Raw genomic sequence first — 14,850 nt, forward strand, 5'->3', positions numbered from 1 at the left:
GTTCCCCGAGGGACGGGTCGTCGTGCGGGTGCTGGACGCCGGCGCGGACAAGCCGCTCGACTTCCTGACTCCTGCCGACGAGCCGAACCCGGCTCTGGGCGTGCGGGGACTGCGGACGCTGCTCGACCACCCCGAGGTGCTGCGCACTCAGCTCACCGCGCTGGCGAAGGCCGCCGAGGGGCTGCCCGTGTACCTGGAGGTCATGGCGCCGATGGTGGCCGACCGGGCGGACGCCAGGGCGTTCGCGCAGGCGTGCCGCGAGGCCGGGCTGAACGCGAAGTACGGCGTGATGGTCGAGATCCCGTCCGCGGCCCTGCGGGCACGGTCGGTGCTGCAGGAGGTCGAGTTCCTGTCGCTGGGCACGAATGACCTGGCCCAGTACACCTTCGCCGCCGACCGCCAGCTGGGTGCGGTGTCCCGGCTCCAGGACCCCTGGCAGCCCGCTCTGCTCGACCTGGTCGCGCTGTCCGCCGAGGCGGCCGCGGCCGAGGGGAAGAGCTGCGGAGTGTGCGGCGAGGCCGCGGCGGACCCGCTGCTCGCGTGCGTGCTGACGGGCCTGGGTGTCACCTCCCTTTCGATGGGTGCGGCGTCCATCCCGTATGTACGGGCGACGCTGGCGAAGCACACACTGGCCCAGTGCGAGCGTGCCGCCGCCGCGGCGCGGGCGGCGGACTCCGCCGGTGAGGCACGGCGTGCCGCGCAGGCGGTGCTGTCCGGGGAGTGACCGCCGGCCGGCGGCTGGAGGGGCTTCCCGCGGTGCGGCGGGCAGCCTCCTCCCGTCAGCTGCTCCTCCGGCGGTCCCCCGGTGCGCCCATCCGGTGTTCCTCCTCCGTGGATGCGCGCCCGGGTGCGCCCGGGGACGGGTACGGGGGCCTGGGGGACTGGGACGGGCACGGGGACGGGCCTACGGGTGCTCGCCGTCCACGTCGAAACCCGCGCGGTACTCGACGCCCGGTTCCGGGGAGAGCGGCTCCCCGGTGCCCGCGTCCGTGCAGTAGGCGCTGAAGACCTCGGCCTCGGTGAGCGCGAGCAGCCGGCCGCCGTGGAGCCGCCAGCCGTGCAGCCGGTCGGGGATGCCGGGCCCGGATGTCCTGAGGACGACTCCGCCCGGGCTCTCGAGGGCGACGCCGACCGCCAGGACCGCCGTGAACTCGGCGGCTTCGAAGGAGTCGAGGACGGCAGGCGCGTCAGCGGGTCGTGTGGTGTGGAGGACCGCCAGGAGTTGCTCCCCCTCCTCGGCAGGCACGCTGCAGACGAGGTGGTGGGTCCCGGGGCCGGCGCCGTCGAGCAGACCGGCCAGCAGCCCCGACGCACGCCGGAACGCCGAGCGGCCCGCGTCCTCCCCTCGGTCCGGGCCGCGGTCCGGGCCGCTGCCCAGGGCGTCGAGCAGGGAGGTGGCGTACTGCCAGGTGGCGTGCCGGGCCGTGCGGTCGAGGAGCAGCGGAACGAGTTCGTCCAGCGGCTGGCCGGTGTACGCGACGGTCGGGCCGGTGGCGGCGACCTCCGCGGTGTAGCGGCTGCGGCTCGCGGAGGAGTCGGGGTCGAGCCCGGTCTCCCGGCAGTAGTGGGCGAACTCCTCCGGGTCGAAGAGGGCCACGGTGGTGTGCCCGCACTGCGCGGCCAGTGCTTTGAGCAGGCCTTCCGCGTGACGGAGGTAGTCGGGATGGTCGTCGAAGGCGAACGTCGGGTACCGGCGCATGACCGCGAAGTCCTCGTCGTCGGCGAGGAGCCCGACGACGGCGGGTACGTCGCGGCGCAGCGCCCGATGGCGTTCCCGCCGGCCGCGCCTGGCCCGGACGCGTCCCCGCGCGTGCTCGTGCTGCCCGGAGCGGGAGTGCGCCGCGGTGCGGTCCGGGCCGTCATCCGCGCGGTTCCGGCCGTCATCCGCGCGGGGTGCGCCGTCCCTGCCGCGGATCGTGGTGCGGGCGGTCGGCTCGTGCTTTCCGTGCTGCATGGAACCCCCCTGTTCGCTCGGGCGGTGTTGCCCGGTGCTCACTCACCGTAACCGCGGGGACTGACAACGCGGTGGCGTGACGGGGAGGGGCGCCGGGCGGCTCGGGTTCAGCCGCGCCCGGCGGCGCGCTCGCGCGCCAGGTCCTCGTAGAAGCGCAGCAGGTCGAGGTCGTCCACCGAGCCGGGGTTCACGGCCCTGGTCAGTGCGGTTCCCTGGAGGAGGCGCTTGACCGGGACCTCGATGCGCTTGCCGGTGAGGGTGTGCGGGACGCCGGGGACCTCGATGATCTCGTCCGGGACATGGCGTGGTGAGAGCTGTTCGCGGATGGTCCGCTTGATCCTGGAGCGCAGGTCGTCGTCGAGGGCGGCGCCCGGTGCGAGGTGGACGAAGAGCGGCATCCAGTAGCCCCCGTCCGGTTCTTCGAGGCCGATGACCAGTGATTCCCTGATCTCGGGGAGTCGCTCCACCACTTCGTAGATGTCGGCGGATCCCATGCGGACGCCTTGGCGGTTGAGAGTGGAGTCCGATCTGCCGTGGATGACGACGGAGCCGTGGCCGGTGATCGTGATCCAGTCGCCGTGCCGCCAGACGCCGGGGAACATCTCGAAGTAGCTGTCGCGGTAGCGGCTGCCGTCGGGGTCGTTCCAGAAGCGGATCGGCATGGACGGCATGGGGTTGGTGACGACGAGTTCGCCGACCTCGCCGACGAGGGGCCTGCCGTGCGGGTCCCAGGACTGCAGGTCGGTGCCGAGGCAGGCGGCCTGGAGTTCCCCGATGTGGACGGGCAGGGTCGGCACGGCGCCCGCGAAGCAGCTGCAGACGTCCGTGCCGCCGCTGACGGACGCGATCCACAGGTCCTGGCCGACCTCTTCGTGCAGCCAGCGGAAGCCGTCGGGCGGCAGGGGCGAGCCGGTGGTGGCGACGCAGCGGACCGCGGAGAGTTCGTGGTCGCGCGAGGGGTGCACGCCGGCCTTTCGGCAGGCCATGACGTAGGCGGCGGAGGTGCCGAAGAGGGTGGCCCCGGTGCGCTCGGCGATCGCCCACTGGGCTCCGGTGTCCGGGTGGCCGGGGCTGCCGTCGTACAGCACCACGGTGGTGCCGGTGAGGAGTCCGGAGACGAGGAAGTTCCACATCATCCAGCCGGTGGACGTGTACCAGAAGAAGCGGTCCCCGGGGCCGAGGTCGCAGTGCAGCCCGAGCTGTTTGAAGTGCTCCAGCAGGATTCCGCCCTGGGACTGGACGATGGCCTTGGGCAGTCCGGTCGTGCCGGAGGAGTAGAGGACCCACAGCGGGTGGTCGAAGGGAACCTGCTCGAATACGGGCTCGGCGTCGCCTGCGGTGAGCGCGGACCACTCCAGGGCGCCCTCGGGGGCCGGGGAGCCCAGCAGCGGGACGTGGACGACGGCGCGCAGGGTGGGCAGTTCGCGGCGGAGTTCGGCGACCGCGTCGGTGCGGTCGTGCTCCTTGCCGCCGTAGCGGTAGCCGTCGACGGTGAACAGGACGACCGGCTCGACCTGCTGGAAGCGGTCGAGGACGCTGCGGGCGCCGAAGTCGGGCGCGCACGAGGTCCAGGTGGCGCCGACGGCGGCGGTGGCGAGGAGGGCGGTCACGGCCTGCGGGATGTTGGGCAGATAGCCGCTGACGCGGTCGCCTGGGCGTACACCGAGGGCGCGGAGTTCGGCGGCGAGTGATCCGACCTGGCGGCGCAGTTCGGCCCAGCTGACGGGAGCCGGGTCGTGTGCCTCGTCCAGATGGATGAGGGCCGGCTCGTGGGCGCGGGCGGGATCCTCGGCGGTGCGGAGGGCGTGCTCGGCGTAGTTGAGTGTGGCGCCGGGGAACCACCGGGCCCCGGGCATGGCGCGGTCGGCGAGGACGCGTTCGCCGGGGGTGGAGAACCGTACGTCGAACCAGTCGGCGACCGCCTGCCAGAAGGTCTCCAGCCGGTCGACGGACCAGCGGTGCAGGGCCGGGTACCCGCCCTCGGCGGGTGCGCCGTAGCGGTCGGCGGCCCAGGTCTGGAAGCGGGTGATCCGGGCCGCCGCGATGCGGTCGGCGTCCGGCTGCCAGAGGGGGGCGGGGTTCGCGCTTGAGGTCATGGGGCGGCTCCCGGGCGGGTGGGTGCGTGGCCGGCACTGGTCGGCACTGGCCGGCACTGGTCGGCACTGGTCGGCACGTGGTCACGTGGGTGTCCGCGCGGGGCGGGGGTGTGCCCTCGCACGGTGACAGGGACGATGCCATGTGATCGTCTTCCGCACCAGGGTCGCCCGCCCATGCCTGAACGGCTGATTGTGTGGTCTCACCACGGATGACGGGGCCGGGCACGTCGAGGGGCGGCTCTTCGTACCGCGGGTGAACGCCGGTTGAACGGGCCCCGCCCCGGCCTCGGCGGATGGCAGGGTGAGCGGCATGGACGGTCGTGGTCTGGCGCGCGCGGTGAAGGTCTTCGGGACGGTGCGGGGGCTGCGCGCGGCGCGTTCGGCGTGGCGCCGGAGGCGTACGGACGCCTGGGGGCTGCCGCCGAGGGGCCGGGAGCGGGCGCGGGTGCCGGGTGTCGTGACCGGGGCCGAGCCCTCGCCGGGCGGCGGGACCGTCCGCTTCGCCCGTTCGGAGCTCCGGGTGGCGGTGACGGCGTCCGGCGTCGTGTTCTGGGGCTGGGACGGTGCGGGGCCCGAGCCGTCCTACGCGCTGGCCGGCGCGCCTCCGCGGCCCGACCCCCGGGCGGAGCTCGAGCCGGACAAGGCCGGCGGCTGGCGGATCGTCTCGGAGCGGGTGACGGTCGCGGTGTCCCGGCACGGCGGGGTGGAGATCCGGACACCCGGCGGGGTGGTCCTGCGCCGGGATCTGCCCCCGCGCTGGTGGGAGCCGGCCGGCGGCGGCCCCGCCCGCTGGCTCCAGCGCAGTGAGGTGCCCGCCGACGCCCGGTTCTTCGGCCTCGGCGGCCGGGCGTCGGGGCCGCGCCTCAGGGACGGCGCGTACCGGTTGTGGAACACCGATCCGCGCGGGAGCTTCGGTCCGGGCGACGATCCGCTGTACATCACGATGCCGGTGCAGCTGGTGGTCGCGGACGCGGGTACCCATCTGGCGTTCCTGGACAACTCCTGGGAGGGGCGGGTCACCCTGCGGGAGGGAGAGGAGGGGGCGGGGTCGGGGCACGACCGGCCGGGCACGAGCGAGGTCCGGATGGCCGGCGGGCCGCTGCGCTGCTGGGTGGTCGTGGGCACCCCCGCCCGGGTGCTGCGGGGGTGGACGGGGCTCACGGGCGCGCCCGTGCCGCCGCCGTCGTGGGCGCTGGGCCCGCAGCACGCGCGCTGGGGCTTCGGCAGCGAGCGCGAGGTGCGCCGGGTGGTGGCGGGCTACCGGGAGCGGGGCCTGCCGCTGTCGGCGCTGCACCTGGACATCGACCACTACGACGGCCACCGGGTCTTCACCGTCGACGCGGAGCGTTTCCCCGATCTGCCCCGGCTGGCGGCGGATCTCCGGGCGGAGGGGGTGCGGCTCGTCTCGATCGTCGATCCGGCGGTGAAGGCGGAGCCCGGCAACGCGGTGTACGACGCGGGCGCGGCGGCCGGCGCGTTCGTCCGGGACGGGCGGGGCCGCGCGGTGCGCGGTGAGGTGTGGCCCGGTGAGTGCGTGTATCCGGACTTCACCGATCCGGAGGTCCGCGCCTGGTGGGGAGGGCTGTACCGGGAGCGGCTGGCGCAGGGCTTCTCCGGGGTGTGGCACGACATGAACGAGCCGGTGTCGTTCACCCCGTTCGGCGACATGACGCTGCCCCGCTCGGCCCGGCACCACCTGGAGGGCCGGGGCGGCGACCACCGCGAGGCCCACAACGTGTACGGCCTGGCGATGGCGCGGGCGGGCTACGAGGCGCTGCGGAGGCTGCGTCCGCGGGAACGGCCGTTCCTCTTCTCCCGCTCCGGCTGGGTGGGCATGCAGCGGTACGGCGGGACCTGGTCGGGTGATGTGGCGACCGGCTGGCCGGGGCTGCGGGCGTCGCTGTCGCTGGTCCTGGGGCTGGGGCTGTGCGGGGTGCCCTACTCGGGTCCGGACGTGGGCGGGTTCGACGGGAGCCCGTCGCCCGAGTTGTTCCTGCGCTGGTTCCAGTTGGGCGCGTATCTGCCGCTGTTCCGTACGCACGCGGCGATCGGCGCGGGGCGCAGGGAGCCGTGGGAGTTCGGTCCGCAGGTCCTCGGTCACGCCAGGGCGGCGCTGCTCGAACGGGAGCGGCTGCGTCCGTACTTCGTGTCCCTGGCGCATCAGGCGCGGCTGACCGGGGCCCCGTATGTGCGGCCGCTGTGGTGGGAGGCGCCGGGCGACCGGGCGCTGCGCGACTGCGAGGACGCGTTCCTGCTGGGTGACGCGCTGCTGGTGGCGCCGGTGCTGGAGCGCGGGTCGGACCGGCGGGCGGTGCGGCTGCCGCGGGGGCTCTGGTACGACACGGTGTCCGGCGCATCGTACGAGGGCCCCGGGCAGGTCCTGCTGGACGCCCCGCTGTCGCGGATCCCGGTGCTCGCGCGGGCGGGCTCGGTGATCCCGGTCCGTGCCGGGGAGGACGGCCGGACCGGACTGGAGGTGTGGGCACCGGCGCCGGGGCGCGGCGGCGGCGGCGCGGTGGTGGAGGACGGCCCCCCGGGGGTGCGGCCCGCGGTGGAGCGGTACGTGTCACGGCTGGTGGGCGGCCTGGTCGCGGTGGAGCGGGTGTCCGACGCCGGATCGGTGCGGCCGGAGCGTCCGGTGCGGGTGCGGGGCGGGGTGGCGGCCCGCCCGCCCGGGAGGTCTCAGCCGTAGCGGCCCGCGAACCAGTTCCGTACCGCCTCGGTGTGCAGTGGGAAGGCGAGTTCGGCCGGCTCGTGGAGGATGTGCCAGCCCTCCGTCTCGTCGGTCGGGGCCGAGGCCGGGAGGTCGTCCGCGGGACGGTGCGGGAGCAGGCCGAAGAGCAGCAGGTGTCCGCCGGCCGAGCTGAGGGCGTCCGCGAGCCGGACGTCCTGGCGGGCGGCGTCGATTCCGGTCTCCTCCTTCAGCTCGCGGACGACGGCGTGCTTCCAGTCCTCGGCGCGGTCGATGAACCCGCCGGGCAGGGCGACCCGGCCGCGCCGGGGTTCGACGGTGCGGGTGATGACGAGGAGTCCGGTGGTGCGCGCGCCGGTGACGGGGAGCAGGGCGACGGCCACGGGGAGGGGGTTGCGGTAGGCGGTGTCACCGCAGTCGGCGCAGTGCCGCGGCCAGCCGGCCGGACGGTGGTACGGGGCCCCGCAGCTGGAGCAGTGGGAGTCCCGGACGGGCGTCCGGTGCGCGGGCGGGCGGGCCGCTCCGGTGCCGGTGCCGGTGCCGGGTGTGGTGTCGCGGGGCTCGGTCACCTGCCGACCCTACCTCCGTACGACGGCGGGCTCCGCGGTGCGCCGGCCGGTGAAGCGGCGGCGGTCGGGACAGCGGGCGCGGTCGGGACAGCGGGCGCGGTCGGCACGCGCGGCACGCGCGGCGGCGGTTCCTCTCGTGCGTGTGTTGCCCACCGTCCGCCGGGAAGCGGTGGCCGGGATCGGCCGGTGGGTTCCGGCCGCGCTTCGGCGCGTACCGGTCGGTGAGCGGTCCTGTGCGCAGGGGGTGCCGCGCAGGGGGTGCCGCGCATCCGGGCGCCCGGGCCGGCCGGGGGTGCGCGATCGGGCGTCGCCCCGGGTCGTGCCCGTGCCCCGCGCGTGGCACACTGACCCCAGTTCTGACACATCGTCAGTTCCTTGGGTGCGGACGTCCGGGAGGGGCCTTGACGCGGATACGCAGACCGGTGGTGGCGGGCTGGTTCACCGACACGGAGGACGAGGAGGGGTTCCGGCTGCTGGGCACCCGCTGCGGCGCCTGCTCGGCGGTCTTCTTCCCGCGCGAGGACTCGCTCTGCCGCAACCCCGCATGCGCGGGCGACGCCCTCACGGAGGTGCCGCTGTCCAAACGGGGGCGCGTGTGGTCCTACACGGACGGCCGCTACCGCCCGCCGGCGCCGTACGTCTCCGACCCGGAGGCCCCGTGGGAGCCGTACACGCTCCTCGCCGTCGAACTCGAGGCCGAGCGCATGGTGGTGCTCGGCCAGGCCGCCCCGGGCGTGACGGTCGCGGACCTGAGCGTCGGCGTGGAGGTCGAGGTGGTGCCCGGGATCCTCTCCGAGGACACCGGCACATCGTGGACGACCTGGCACTGGCGCCCGGTGGAGGAGGAGCGTTGAACGAGGTCGCGGTGCTCGGCGCGGGCATGCACCCGTGGGGCAAGTGGGGCCGGAGTTTCATCGGGTACGGGACGGCGGCCGCCGGTGCCGCGCTCGCGGACGCCGGGATCGACTGGCCGGACGTCCGGTCGGTGGTCGGTGCCGGCACCCTCCGCTGCGGCTATCCCGGCCATGTCGCGGGGGCGGCCTTCGCCCAGGCACTGGGCTGGCAGGGCGCACGCGTCACCAGCGTGTACGCGGCCTGCGCCTCGGGAGCGCAGGCCATCGACACCGCACGGGCCCAGATCCTGGCGGGCATCGCCGAGGTGGTGCTGGTCGTCGGCGCCGACTCCGCGCCCAAGGGGTTCTTCGCACCCGCCGGCGGCGACCGGCCCGACGACCCGGACTGGCTGCGCTTCCGGCTGCTCGGCGCGACCAATCCGGCCTACTTCGCCCTGTACGCACGCCGCCGGATGGCCCTCCACGGTGACACCACGGACGACTTCGCCCGGGTCAAGGTCAAGAACGCGGCGGCCGGGGCGCTCAACCCGTATGCCCGCTACCGGACCGCCGTGAGCGCCGGGCAGGTCGCGGCGTCCCCCGTCGTCGCCGACCCGCTGCGGCTCCTGGACGTCTGCGCCACCTCCGACGGCGGCGCCGCGCTGGTGCTGTCGAGCATGGAGTACGCCCGCCGGCACGGCGCGGGCGATCCGGTCCGCATCCGCGCGGTCTCCACCGTCACCCCCGTCTACCCCGCAAGCGGGCCCGGGCTCCCGGACATCGCCACCGACTCCGCGGTCGCCGTCGATCCGCCGGCCCCGGGCTTCCGCGAGTCGATCGCCCGCGCCGCGTACGAGGAGGCCGCTCTCGGGCCCGAGGACCTGTCGCTCGCGGAGGTGTACGACCTGTCCACCGCGATGGAGTTGCAGTGGTACGAGGACCTGGGGCTGTGCCGGCCGGGTGAGGGCGCCGGGCTGCTGCGCGCGGGGGCGACGGCTCTGGGCGGCCGGATCCCGGTCAACACGAGCGGGGGGCTGGCGTCGTTCGGGGAGGCCGTACCCGCCCAGGCCATCGCCCAGGTGTGCGAACTGACCTGGCAGCTCCGGGGAACGGCGGGCGCCCGCCAGGTGCCGGGGGCGCGCGCCGGAATGACCGCGAACCAGGGGCTGTTCGGCCATGGCTCGGCGGTCGTCGCGGTCAGGTGAGCGGTCCCGGTCCGTCGCGCGCCCGCCCCGGCCCGGCCATGGCTGGGCTGTGGTGTGCTGGGCTGGGCTGTGGTGGTGTGCTGGGCCGGTGCCCCGGTGGGGAGCGGTCTCCGCCCGTTGCCCCGAGTTCCGGGTAGGGGCCGTGCCGCGCCGTGCCCGAGGGGCGGTCACCGGTCGGGCGCGGCTCAGGGCGCCGCGGGCTCACGCTCCCCGGCGGACCGCGCCAGGGCGTGCTCCACGACCGCCACCAGCACCGACTTGACGGACTCCCGCTCACGGGCGTCGCACATGAGGAGCGGCACCTCGGGGTCGAGGTCGAGGGCCGCCCGCACGGTCTCCTCGGGGTAATCGTCGGCGCCCTCGAAGCGGTTGACCCCCACGGTGAACGGGATACCGCGCCGCTCGAAGTAGTCGATCGGCGCGAAGGAGTCCTCCAGGCGGCGGGTGTCGGCGAGCACCACCGCGCCGAGGGCGCCCTGCGCCAGCTCGTCCCAGAGGAACCAGAACCGGTCCTGGCCGGGAGTGCCGAAGAGGTAGAGGACGAGGTCCTCGCGCAGCGTGATCCGGCCGAAGTCCATCGCGACGGTCGTCGTGCTCTTGGACTCCACCCCTTCGAGGTCGTCCACGGGCCGGCCGGCCTCGCTGAGGGCCTCCTCGGTACGCAGCGGCCTGATCTCGCTGACCGCGCCCACGAGGGTGGTCTTGCCGGCCCCGAAGCCGCCGGCCACGAGGATCTTCAGTGTCACCGGCTCCACCGGCGCATCCCGTCGGCTAGAGCGCCCGAAGACCATTGATCACCTCGCGGAGGATGCTGACGTCCGGCAGCTCGGCCGGCGGAACGGGACGGGTCACACGCACCAGCGCGCCGTCGACGAGGTCGCCCACGAGAACCCGGATCACCCCGACGGGGAGGTCCAGGCCGGCGGCGAGCTCGGCGATCGACTCCGGGGTGGTGCGGCAGCGTTCGACGATCTCCACCTGCTCCGGGGAGAGCGTCTGGTCCCGGCCGGGGTCGTGGGCCGCCGGTTCGGGCACGACGAGCGCGATCAGGTCGAGCCGGTGCTCCGTGGTACCGGCGGTCCGGCCACGGGTCATCGCGTAGGGCCGGACGACCGGGCCGGCTTCGTCGTCGAACCACCGGGGGGCTTGCCGGACCTGCTGCCTGCCGTCAGTCATGGCCCGCCCACTCACCCTCCTGCGGTCAGTCCGGCCCGGGGTGCCGTCGCGAGGTGGGCGCCGACGCGCTTGACCATCAGGGTCATCTCGTAGGCGACCAGCCCGACGTCGGAGTCGGCGTCGGACAGCACGGCCAGGCAGCTGCCGTCGCCCGCGGCGGTGACGAAGAGGAAGGCGTCCTCGAGCTCGACGACGGTCTGGCGCACCCGGCCCGCGTCGAAGTGGCGGCCCACGCCCTTGGCAAGGCTGTGGAACCCGGACGCCACGGCGGCGAGATGCTCCCCGTCCTCACGGGTGAGGTCCTTGGAAGCGCCGGTGGCCAGGCCGTCACCGGAGAGGACGAGGGCCTTGCGGATGGCACCGACCCGTCCGACCAGTTCGTCGAGGAGCCAGTTCAGCTCCCCGTCCTTGGCCGTGTCGGTTGCTGCGGCGTTCGGTGCGGTCATCGACCGTCCCCCTCCGGTGTCGTTCCTGGTGCTGTCTCGCCGGGGCGGCTGCCCTCCCCGGCGTTCTGGCGACGCCCGCGCTGCCAGCCGTGCTGCAGCGAGGCCATGCGGTCGCGGACCTGCTCCGCGTCACGTTCGAAGTCCCGGACGTCCTCCACCGCGGGTGCCCCGGCGGCGGGGGCCCCGGCTGCCTCGCGCAACTGGGGTGCGAGGCTGGCCTGGCGGACCCGGCGGGGCAGTCCTCCGACCGTCGGTCCGGAGGGGACGCGGGCCGGTCGGGCGGCTCCCGGGGCACGGCCGGCATCCGCCTCGTCCGGCTGCCGGGACGTGCCTCCGGGCCGCCCGGGGCGCCCGGTGCGGCGGGCCGGTTCGCCTCGCAGCGGGAGCCGGACCGCACCGGGGGGCAGGGGCCCCTCCGGGCAGTCCGGGCCGGCGCCGGGGGGTTCCGGCTCCTCCCCGGGGGATCCGGGCAGGGGGTGCGGGCGGCCCCGTCCGTCGACCCGGCGGCCGTTGTCCGCGACCAGCGTCGGCGGCTTGCGGCGCGGCAGGGAGGGCGGACGCCCGGACACCGGCCGTCCGCTCTTCCCGGGGCGTTCCGGCACCTGGTCGGAGGCCTGCTGGTGCTGCACCTCCGGCGCGCGCGGGAAGTCCCGGGTCCGGAACGGCCCGCGGCGCCCGCCCTCGGTCTCCTCGACGCTCCCGATACCCCCGACGCCCCCGATACGCCCGATGCTCCCGAGCCCCCTGACGTTCTCGGTGCTCTCGAACTCGGTGTTCTCGAAGTTCACGGTGTTCTCGAGGTTCGAGATGCCGGCCGTGGCGGCGCCGATCGGTCCGGCCGTGCCGGTGCGCCGGGCCCGGCCGCCGAGAGCCGGCCGGTCATCGAACCCCAGACTGCCTACGGGAGCCTCCAGTTCGACGGGGCCGTCGAGCACCGCGGGACCCGTGAGGGCGGCCGGTATCTGCGAGAGGGCCTCGAGGCGGCCGGGCTCGAAGCGGCGGCGGGAGCCGTCCGGGACTCCCGGGGAGCGCTTGCGGTCGAGGCGGAAACCGGTGCCCTCGGAGTCGGGGGCGTCGGTGAGCAGGGCCGCCGGGACGAAGACGACTGCGGTGGTGCCTCCGTACGGGGACTGCTGCAGGGAGACGCGCACGTTCTGCCGCCGTGCGAGCCGGCTGACGACGAACAGGCCGAGCCTGTCGGTGTCGGAGAGTTCGAACTCGGGAGTCTCGGCCAGCCGCAGGTTGGCGTCGAGCAGCGCCTCGGGGGCCATCCCGAGGCCCCGGTCGTGGATCTCCAGGGTGAAGCCGTTGGCGACCCTCTCGCCGTGCACCTGCACACCGGTGTGCGGAGGCGAGAACACGGTCGCGTTCTCCAGCAGTTCGGCGATGAGATGGGTGAGGTCGGAGACCGCGGGGCCGGCCACGCCGACGCGGGCCAGCCGCCGGACCTCGATCCGCTCGTAGTCCTCGACCTCGGCGACGGCGGCCCGTACGACGTCCATGAGCTGGATCGGCTTGCGCCACTGCCGGGAGGGGGCGGAGCCCGAGAGGATCACCAGTCCCTCCGCGTGCCTGCGCATCCGGGTGGTGAGGTGGTCGAGCCGGAACAGGTCCGCCAGTTCCTCCGCGTCCTCGGTGCGGCGCTCCATCGTGTCGAGGAGGGTGAGCTGGCGGTGGAGCAGGACCTGGTTGCGGCGGGCGAGGTTCACGAAGACCTCGGAGACCCCGCGGCGCACGTCGGCCTGTTTGACGGCGGCCTCGACGGCGGCCCGCTGGAGGGTGTTGAGCGCCTGGCCGACCTGGCCGATCTCGTCCCTGCCGTAGTCGAGGTGCGGAGCCTCGGTCTCCACGTCGACGTTCTCCCCCGCGGCGAGCCGGCGCATCACGCCGGGGAGGCGGACGCCGGAGACCTCGTGGGCCTCCTTGCGCAGCCGGGACAGCGCACGCACGAGGTCGCGGCCGATGCGCACGGAGACGACGACGGAGACGAGAAGGGCCAGGAAGCCGAGGACTCCGGCGATGCCCGCCTTGACGAGCACCCCGTACGCGGCGGGCTCAACGCGGTCCTGGTAGCGGTCGCTCGCCTCGGTGAAGTGGCCGGCCAGATCCTCCAGGACGGGACCGGTCAGCTGCTGCCACCGGTCGGCACCCACGGCGCGCGGCTCGTCCGTGGCGCCCTCGGCGAGGAGTCTCTCCTCGGTCTCGCGCAGTGGCTGGGTGTCGAGGCTGCTCCAGTACCGCTCGACGATCTCGCGCTCGGAAGCGGGCAGCACCTCGAGGTTGACCTCGTACAGGAGCTTGCGGTTGGCGACGAGATCGGTCACGGCGCGGATCTCCTGCGCGGTGACCTTGCCCGCGACCAGCGACGAGGTCACGAGGGCGTCCTCGCGGGAGAGGAGTTCGCGGGCGCGCACCACTCCGACCAGGGCCCGGCCCTGCCTCTCCAGCTCCGCGCTGTCCAGGCCGCTCAGGGAGGCGAGGAAGCCGTAGCAGGGGTCGACCAGGCGGTTGTAGAACTCCAGTGCCTGGCCGCGGCTGACGGCGTTCTGCTCGACGTTCCGGCGCAGGGAGCCGAGGCCGTCGAGCGCCTCGAGGAGCCGGTCGAGGCGCCGGGACACATCAGGGCTGAGAGAGTCCCTCACCTCGGCGTCCTGTGCGCTGGTACGGATCCCGGCCACCGCCTGGTCGGTCCGGGTCCGCCGGTCGCGCAGGGCCACCAGGGAGTCGGCGGCGCGGGGGTCGGCGAGGTACACCAGGGTCTGCCGGCGCTCCTTCTGGATGACCCGCACGGTGTCCTCCAGGGGGCGGCCGACCCTCTCGAAGATGTAGCCGGCGTCCAGCAGTTGCTTCGCTTCGCGACCGGTCAGGGCGGTGGCGAAACCCCACAGCGCGGTCAGGGAGACGAGCGGCACGAGCAGCAGCGCTGCGATCTTCCGGCGGATGGACTTCCCGCGAAAGCGCATGGCCTCCCCCAGCTCGACCCGCGCGGACGGTGCGCGGGTGGTGATGTCCGCTTGGTGCGTGGTGCCGCTGTCTGTCGTGAGAGGTGCCGAGTTGCCCCAGGACCGGTCTCCCTGCGCCAGCAAACGGCGTGAGCCTACTACTGACGGAGTGGCAACTCGAAGACTCGTCCGGACGTTTTTCGGCCGGACGCCGGGCCGTTGATCAGCAGTTGTCCCGGTATTCGCGGACTTGACGCTCGGGACCGCGGCCGACGGCACCGGGGACGACGCAATCGCCTTACGGACGTATGGCCGGAAATCCCTGCTCCCGGGGGAATCTTCCGTGACGTCCGTTCGTCCTTGTGTACGGGGGACGGGACTTGAACGGAGTTGAACGGGAGTTGCGGGGGAAACCGCCTGCGGACGCGCCGGCGTGCGCGTACCGGAAGCGGGTAGCCAACCCCGCAGGCCGGACATGAGCGGGGACGGAGCACAGACCATGGCGACGGCGGACGAGACGGAAGTGCCGCGGGGGCTCTGGGTCGAGGAGCCGGTGGGACGGCGGCGGCTGCCCGACCCGGTGCGCACGGCGGCCGTGCGTGCCGTGATCGTGGCAGCGGTGACCGTGACGCAGGCGTTGATGGCCTTCTTCCTCACGCTGACGGGGTCGTGGCTGGCGTTCCCCATGGTCCTCAGCAGCGTGGCGAGCACGGTCGGCGCGACCTGGGCCGTACTGGACGTGTGGGTGACGCGCCAGGTGTGGAACCAGCGTCACGGCGTCGTCTCGGTCCCCAGCAGCACGGCGCGCCGGCTGCGGCGTGAGCGGCGGCAGGCGCGGCGGACAGCCCGCGCCGAGGCGCGCGAGACCGCACGGATACGGCGGAGAGCCGCCGGGAGGCTGTCGCAGGCCTGAGCCGGCCGGGGGCCGGGGCCCGAC

Annotated in this window: 12 protein-coding genes (1 of these 12 running past the window's edge); 5 read left to right on the forward strand and 7 right to left on the reverse strand. The window is 74.4% G+C overall.

Annotation, left to right across the window (positions count from 1 at the left end):
• A protein-coding gene (gene ptsP / locus DDQ41_RS11050) for a phosphoenolpyruvate--protein phosphotransferase (RefSeq protein ID WP_109294346.1) crosses the window boundary here: on the forward strand, window positions 1–724 show its 3' end. Its footprint begins 947 nt before the window's first position; the window shows 724 of its 1,671 coding nt (coding positions 948–1,671); its start codon lies off the left edge, out of view; its stop codon occupies window positions 722–724.
• A 180-nt stretch (window positions 725–904) separates the two neighbouring features.
• On the opposite strand, the gene DDQ41_RS11055 is transcribed toward ptsP, so the two are convergent.
• Both DDQ41_RS11055 and DDQ41_RS11060 read right to left on the reverse strand, forming a co-directional pair.
• Window positions 905–1,954 carry a hypothetical protein gene (locus DDQ41_RS11055; protein WP_109294347.1) on the reverse strand — a complete coding sequence of 350 codons (1,050 nt, stop codon included), beginning with the start codon at window positions 1,952–1,954 and terminating at the stop codon, window positions 905–907.
• 107 nt (window positions 1,955–2,061) lie between these two features.
• Entirely contained in the window at window positions 2,062–4,050 is a 1,989-nt protein-coding gene (locus DDQ41_RS11060; protein WP_109294348.1) for an acetoacetate--CoA ligase, read from the reverse strand.
• 310 nt (window positions 4,051–4,360) lie between these two features.
• Between DDQ41_RS11060 and DDQ41_RS11065 the strand changes: the two genes are divergently transcribed.
• Window positions 4,361–6,742, forward strand: a complete 2,382-nt coding sequence (locus tag DDQ41_RS11065; protein WP_109294349.1) for a glycoside hydrolase family 31 protein — start codon at window positions 4,361–4,363, stop codon at window positions 6,740–6,742.
• Here the strand turns inward: DDQ41_RS11065 and DDQ41_RS11070 are convergent.
• Window positions 6,733–7,311 (reverse strand): NUDIX domain-containing protein, encoded by a 579-nt coding sequence (locus DDQ41_RS11070; RefSeq protein WP_109294350.1) that lies wholly within the window; start codon window positions 7,309–7,311, stop codon window positions 6,733–6,735. The genes DDQ41_RS11065 and DDQ41_RS11070 overlap by 10 nt on opposite strands.
• A 422-nt stretch (window positions 7,312–7,733) precedes the next feature.
• On the opposite strand from DDQ41_RS11070, the gene DDQ41_RS11075 reads away from it, so the two are divergent.
• A complete protein-coding gene (locus DDQ41_RS11075) occupies window positions 7,734–8,165 on the forward strand; it encodes a Zn-ribbon domain-containing OB-fold protein (protein ID WP_109294351.1) in 432 nt (143 codons plus the stop codon).
• A complete protein-coding gene (locus tag DDQ41_RS11080; RefSeq protein WP_217364426.1) occupies window positions 8,162–9,349 on the forward strand; it encodes a lipid-transfer protein in 1,188 nt (395 codons plus the stop codon). Before DDQ41_RS11075 ends, DDQ41_RS11080 begins: the two co-directional genes overlap by 4 nt.
• A gap of 185 nt (window positions 9,350–9,534) precedes the next feature.
• Here DDQ41_RS11080 and DDQ41_RS11085 read toward each other — a convergent pair whose 3' ends face one another.
• Genes DDQ41_RS11085 through DDQ41_RS11100 form a run of 4 tightly spaced genes read right to left on the reverse strand, consistent with a single transcriptional unit; the run spans window position 9,535 to window position 13,934 of the window.
• Complete coding sequence (locus DDQ41_RS11085) at window positions 9,535–10,140, reverse strand: GTP-binding protein (RefSeq protein ID WP_109294352.1); 606 nt, start codon at window positions 10,138–10,140, stop codon at window positions 9,535–9,537.
• A complete protein-coding gene (locus DDQ41_RS11090) occupies window positions 10,121–10,525 on the reverse strand; it encodes a DUF742 domain-containing protein (protein WP_109294353.1) in 405 nt (134 codons plus the stop codon). The genes DDQ41_RS11085 and DDQ41_RS11090 overlap by 20 nt, the downstream gene beginning before the upstream one ends.
• Before the next feature lie 11 nt (window positions 10,526–10,536).
• A complete protein-coding gene (locus tag DDQ41_RS11095) occupies window positions 10,537–10,971 on the reverse strand; it encodes a roadblock/LC7 domain-containing protein (protein WP_109294354.1) in 435 nt (144 codons plus the stop codon).
• Window positions 10,968–13,934, reverse strand: coding sequence for a sensor histidine kinase (locus DDQ41_RS11100; protein ID WP_109294355.1), 2,967 nt, complete (start codon window positions 13,932–13,934; stop codon window positions 10,968–10,970). The genes DDQ41_RS11095 and DDQ41_RS11100 overlap by 4 nt, the downstream gene beginning before the upstream one ends.
• 454 nt (window positions 13,935–14,388) lie before the next feature.
• On the opposite strand from DDQ41_RS11100, the gene DDQ41_RS11105 reads away from it, so the two are divergent.
• Window positions 14,389–14,826, forward strand: coding sequence for a hypothetical protein (locus DDQ41_RS11105; RefSeq protein WP_245991450.1), 438 nt, complete (start codon window positions 14,389–14,391; stop codon window positions 14,824–14,826).
• The last annotated feature ends 24 nt before the right edge of the window (window positions 14,827–14,850 follow it).

Source organism: Streptomyces spongiicola (genome assembly GCF_003122365.1).
GTDB lineage: Bacteria > Actinomycetota > Actinomycetes > Streptomycetales > Streptomycetaceae > Streptomyces > Streptomyces spongiicola.

Coding starts and splice junctions, on each gene's coding strand:
- DDQ41_RS11055 (WP_109294347.1), bottom strand. CDS start 1,954: ATGCAGCACGGAAAGCACGAGCCGACCGCCCGCACCACGATCCGCGGC.
- DDQ41_RS11060 (WP_109294348.1), bottom strand. CDS start 4,050: ATGACCTCAAGCGCGAACCCCGCCCCCCTCTGGCAGCCGGACGCCGAC.
- DDQ41_RS11065 (WP_109294349.1), top strand. CDS start 4,361: ATGGACGGTCGTGGTCTGGCGCGCGCGGTGAAGGTCTTCGGGACGGTG.
- DDQ41_RS11085 (WP_109294352.1), bottom strand. CDS start 10,140: ATGGTCTTCGGGCGCTCTAGCCGACGGGATGCGCCGGTGGAGCCGGTG.
- DDQ41_RS11090 (WP_109294353.1), bottom strand. CDS start 10,525: ATGACTGACGGCAGGCAGCAGGTCCGGCAAGCCCCCCGGTGGTTCGAC.
- DDQ41_RS11095 (WP_109294354.1), bottom strand. CDS start 10,971: ATGACCGCACCGAACGCCGCAGCAACCGACACGGCCAAGGACGGGGAG.
- DDQ41_RS11100 (WP_109294355.1), bottom strand. CDS start 13,934: ATGCGCTTTCGCGGGAAGTCCATCCGCCGGAAGATCGCAGCGCTGCTG.
- DDQ41_RS11105 (WP_245991450.1), top strand. CDS start 14,389: ATGAGCGGGGACGGAGCACAGACCATGGCGACGGCGGACGAGACGGAA.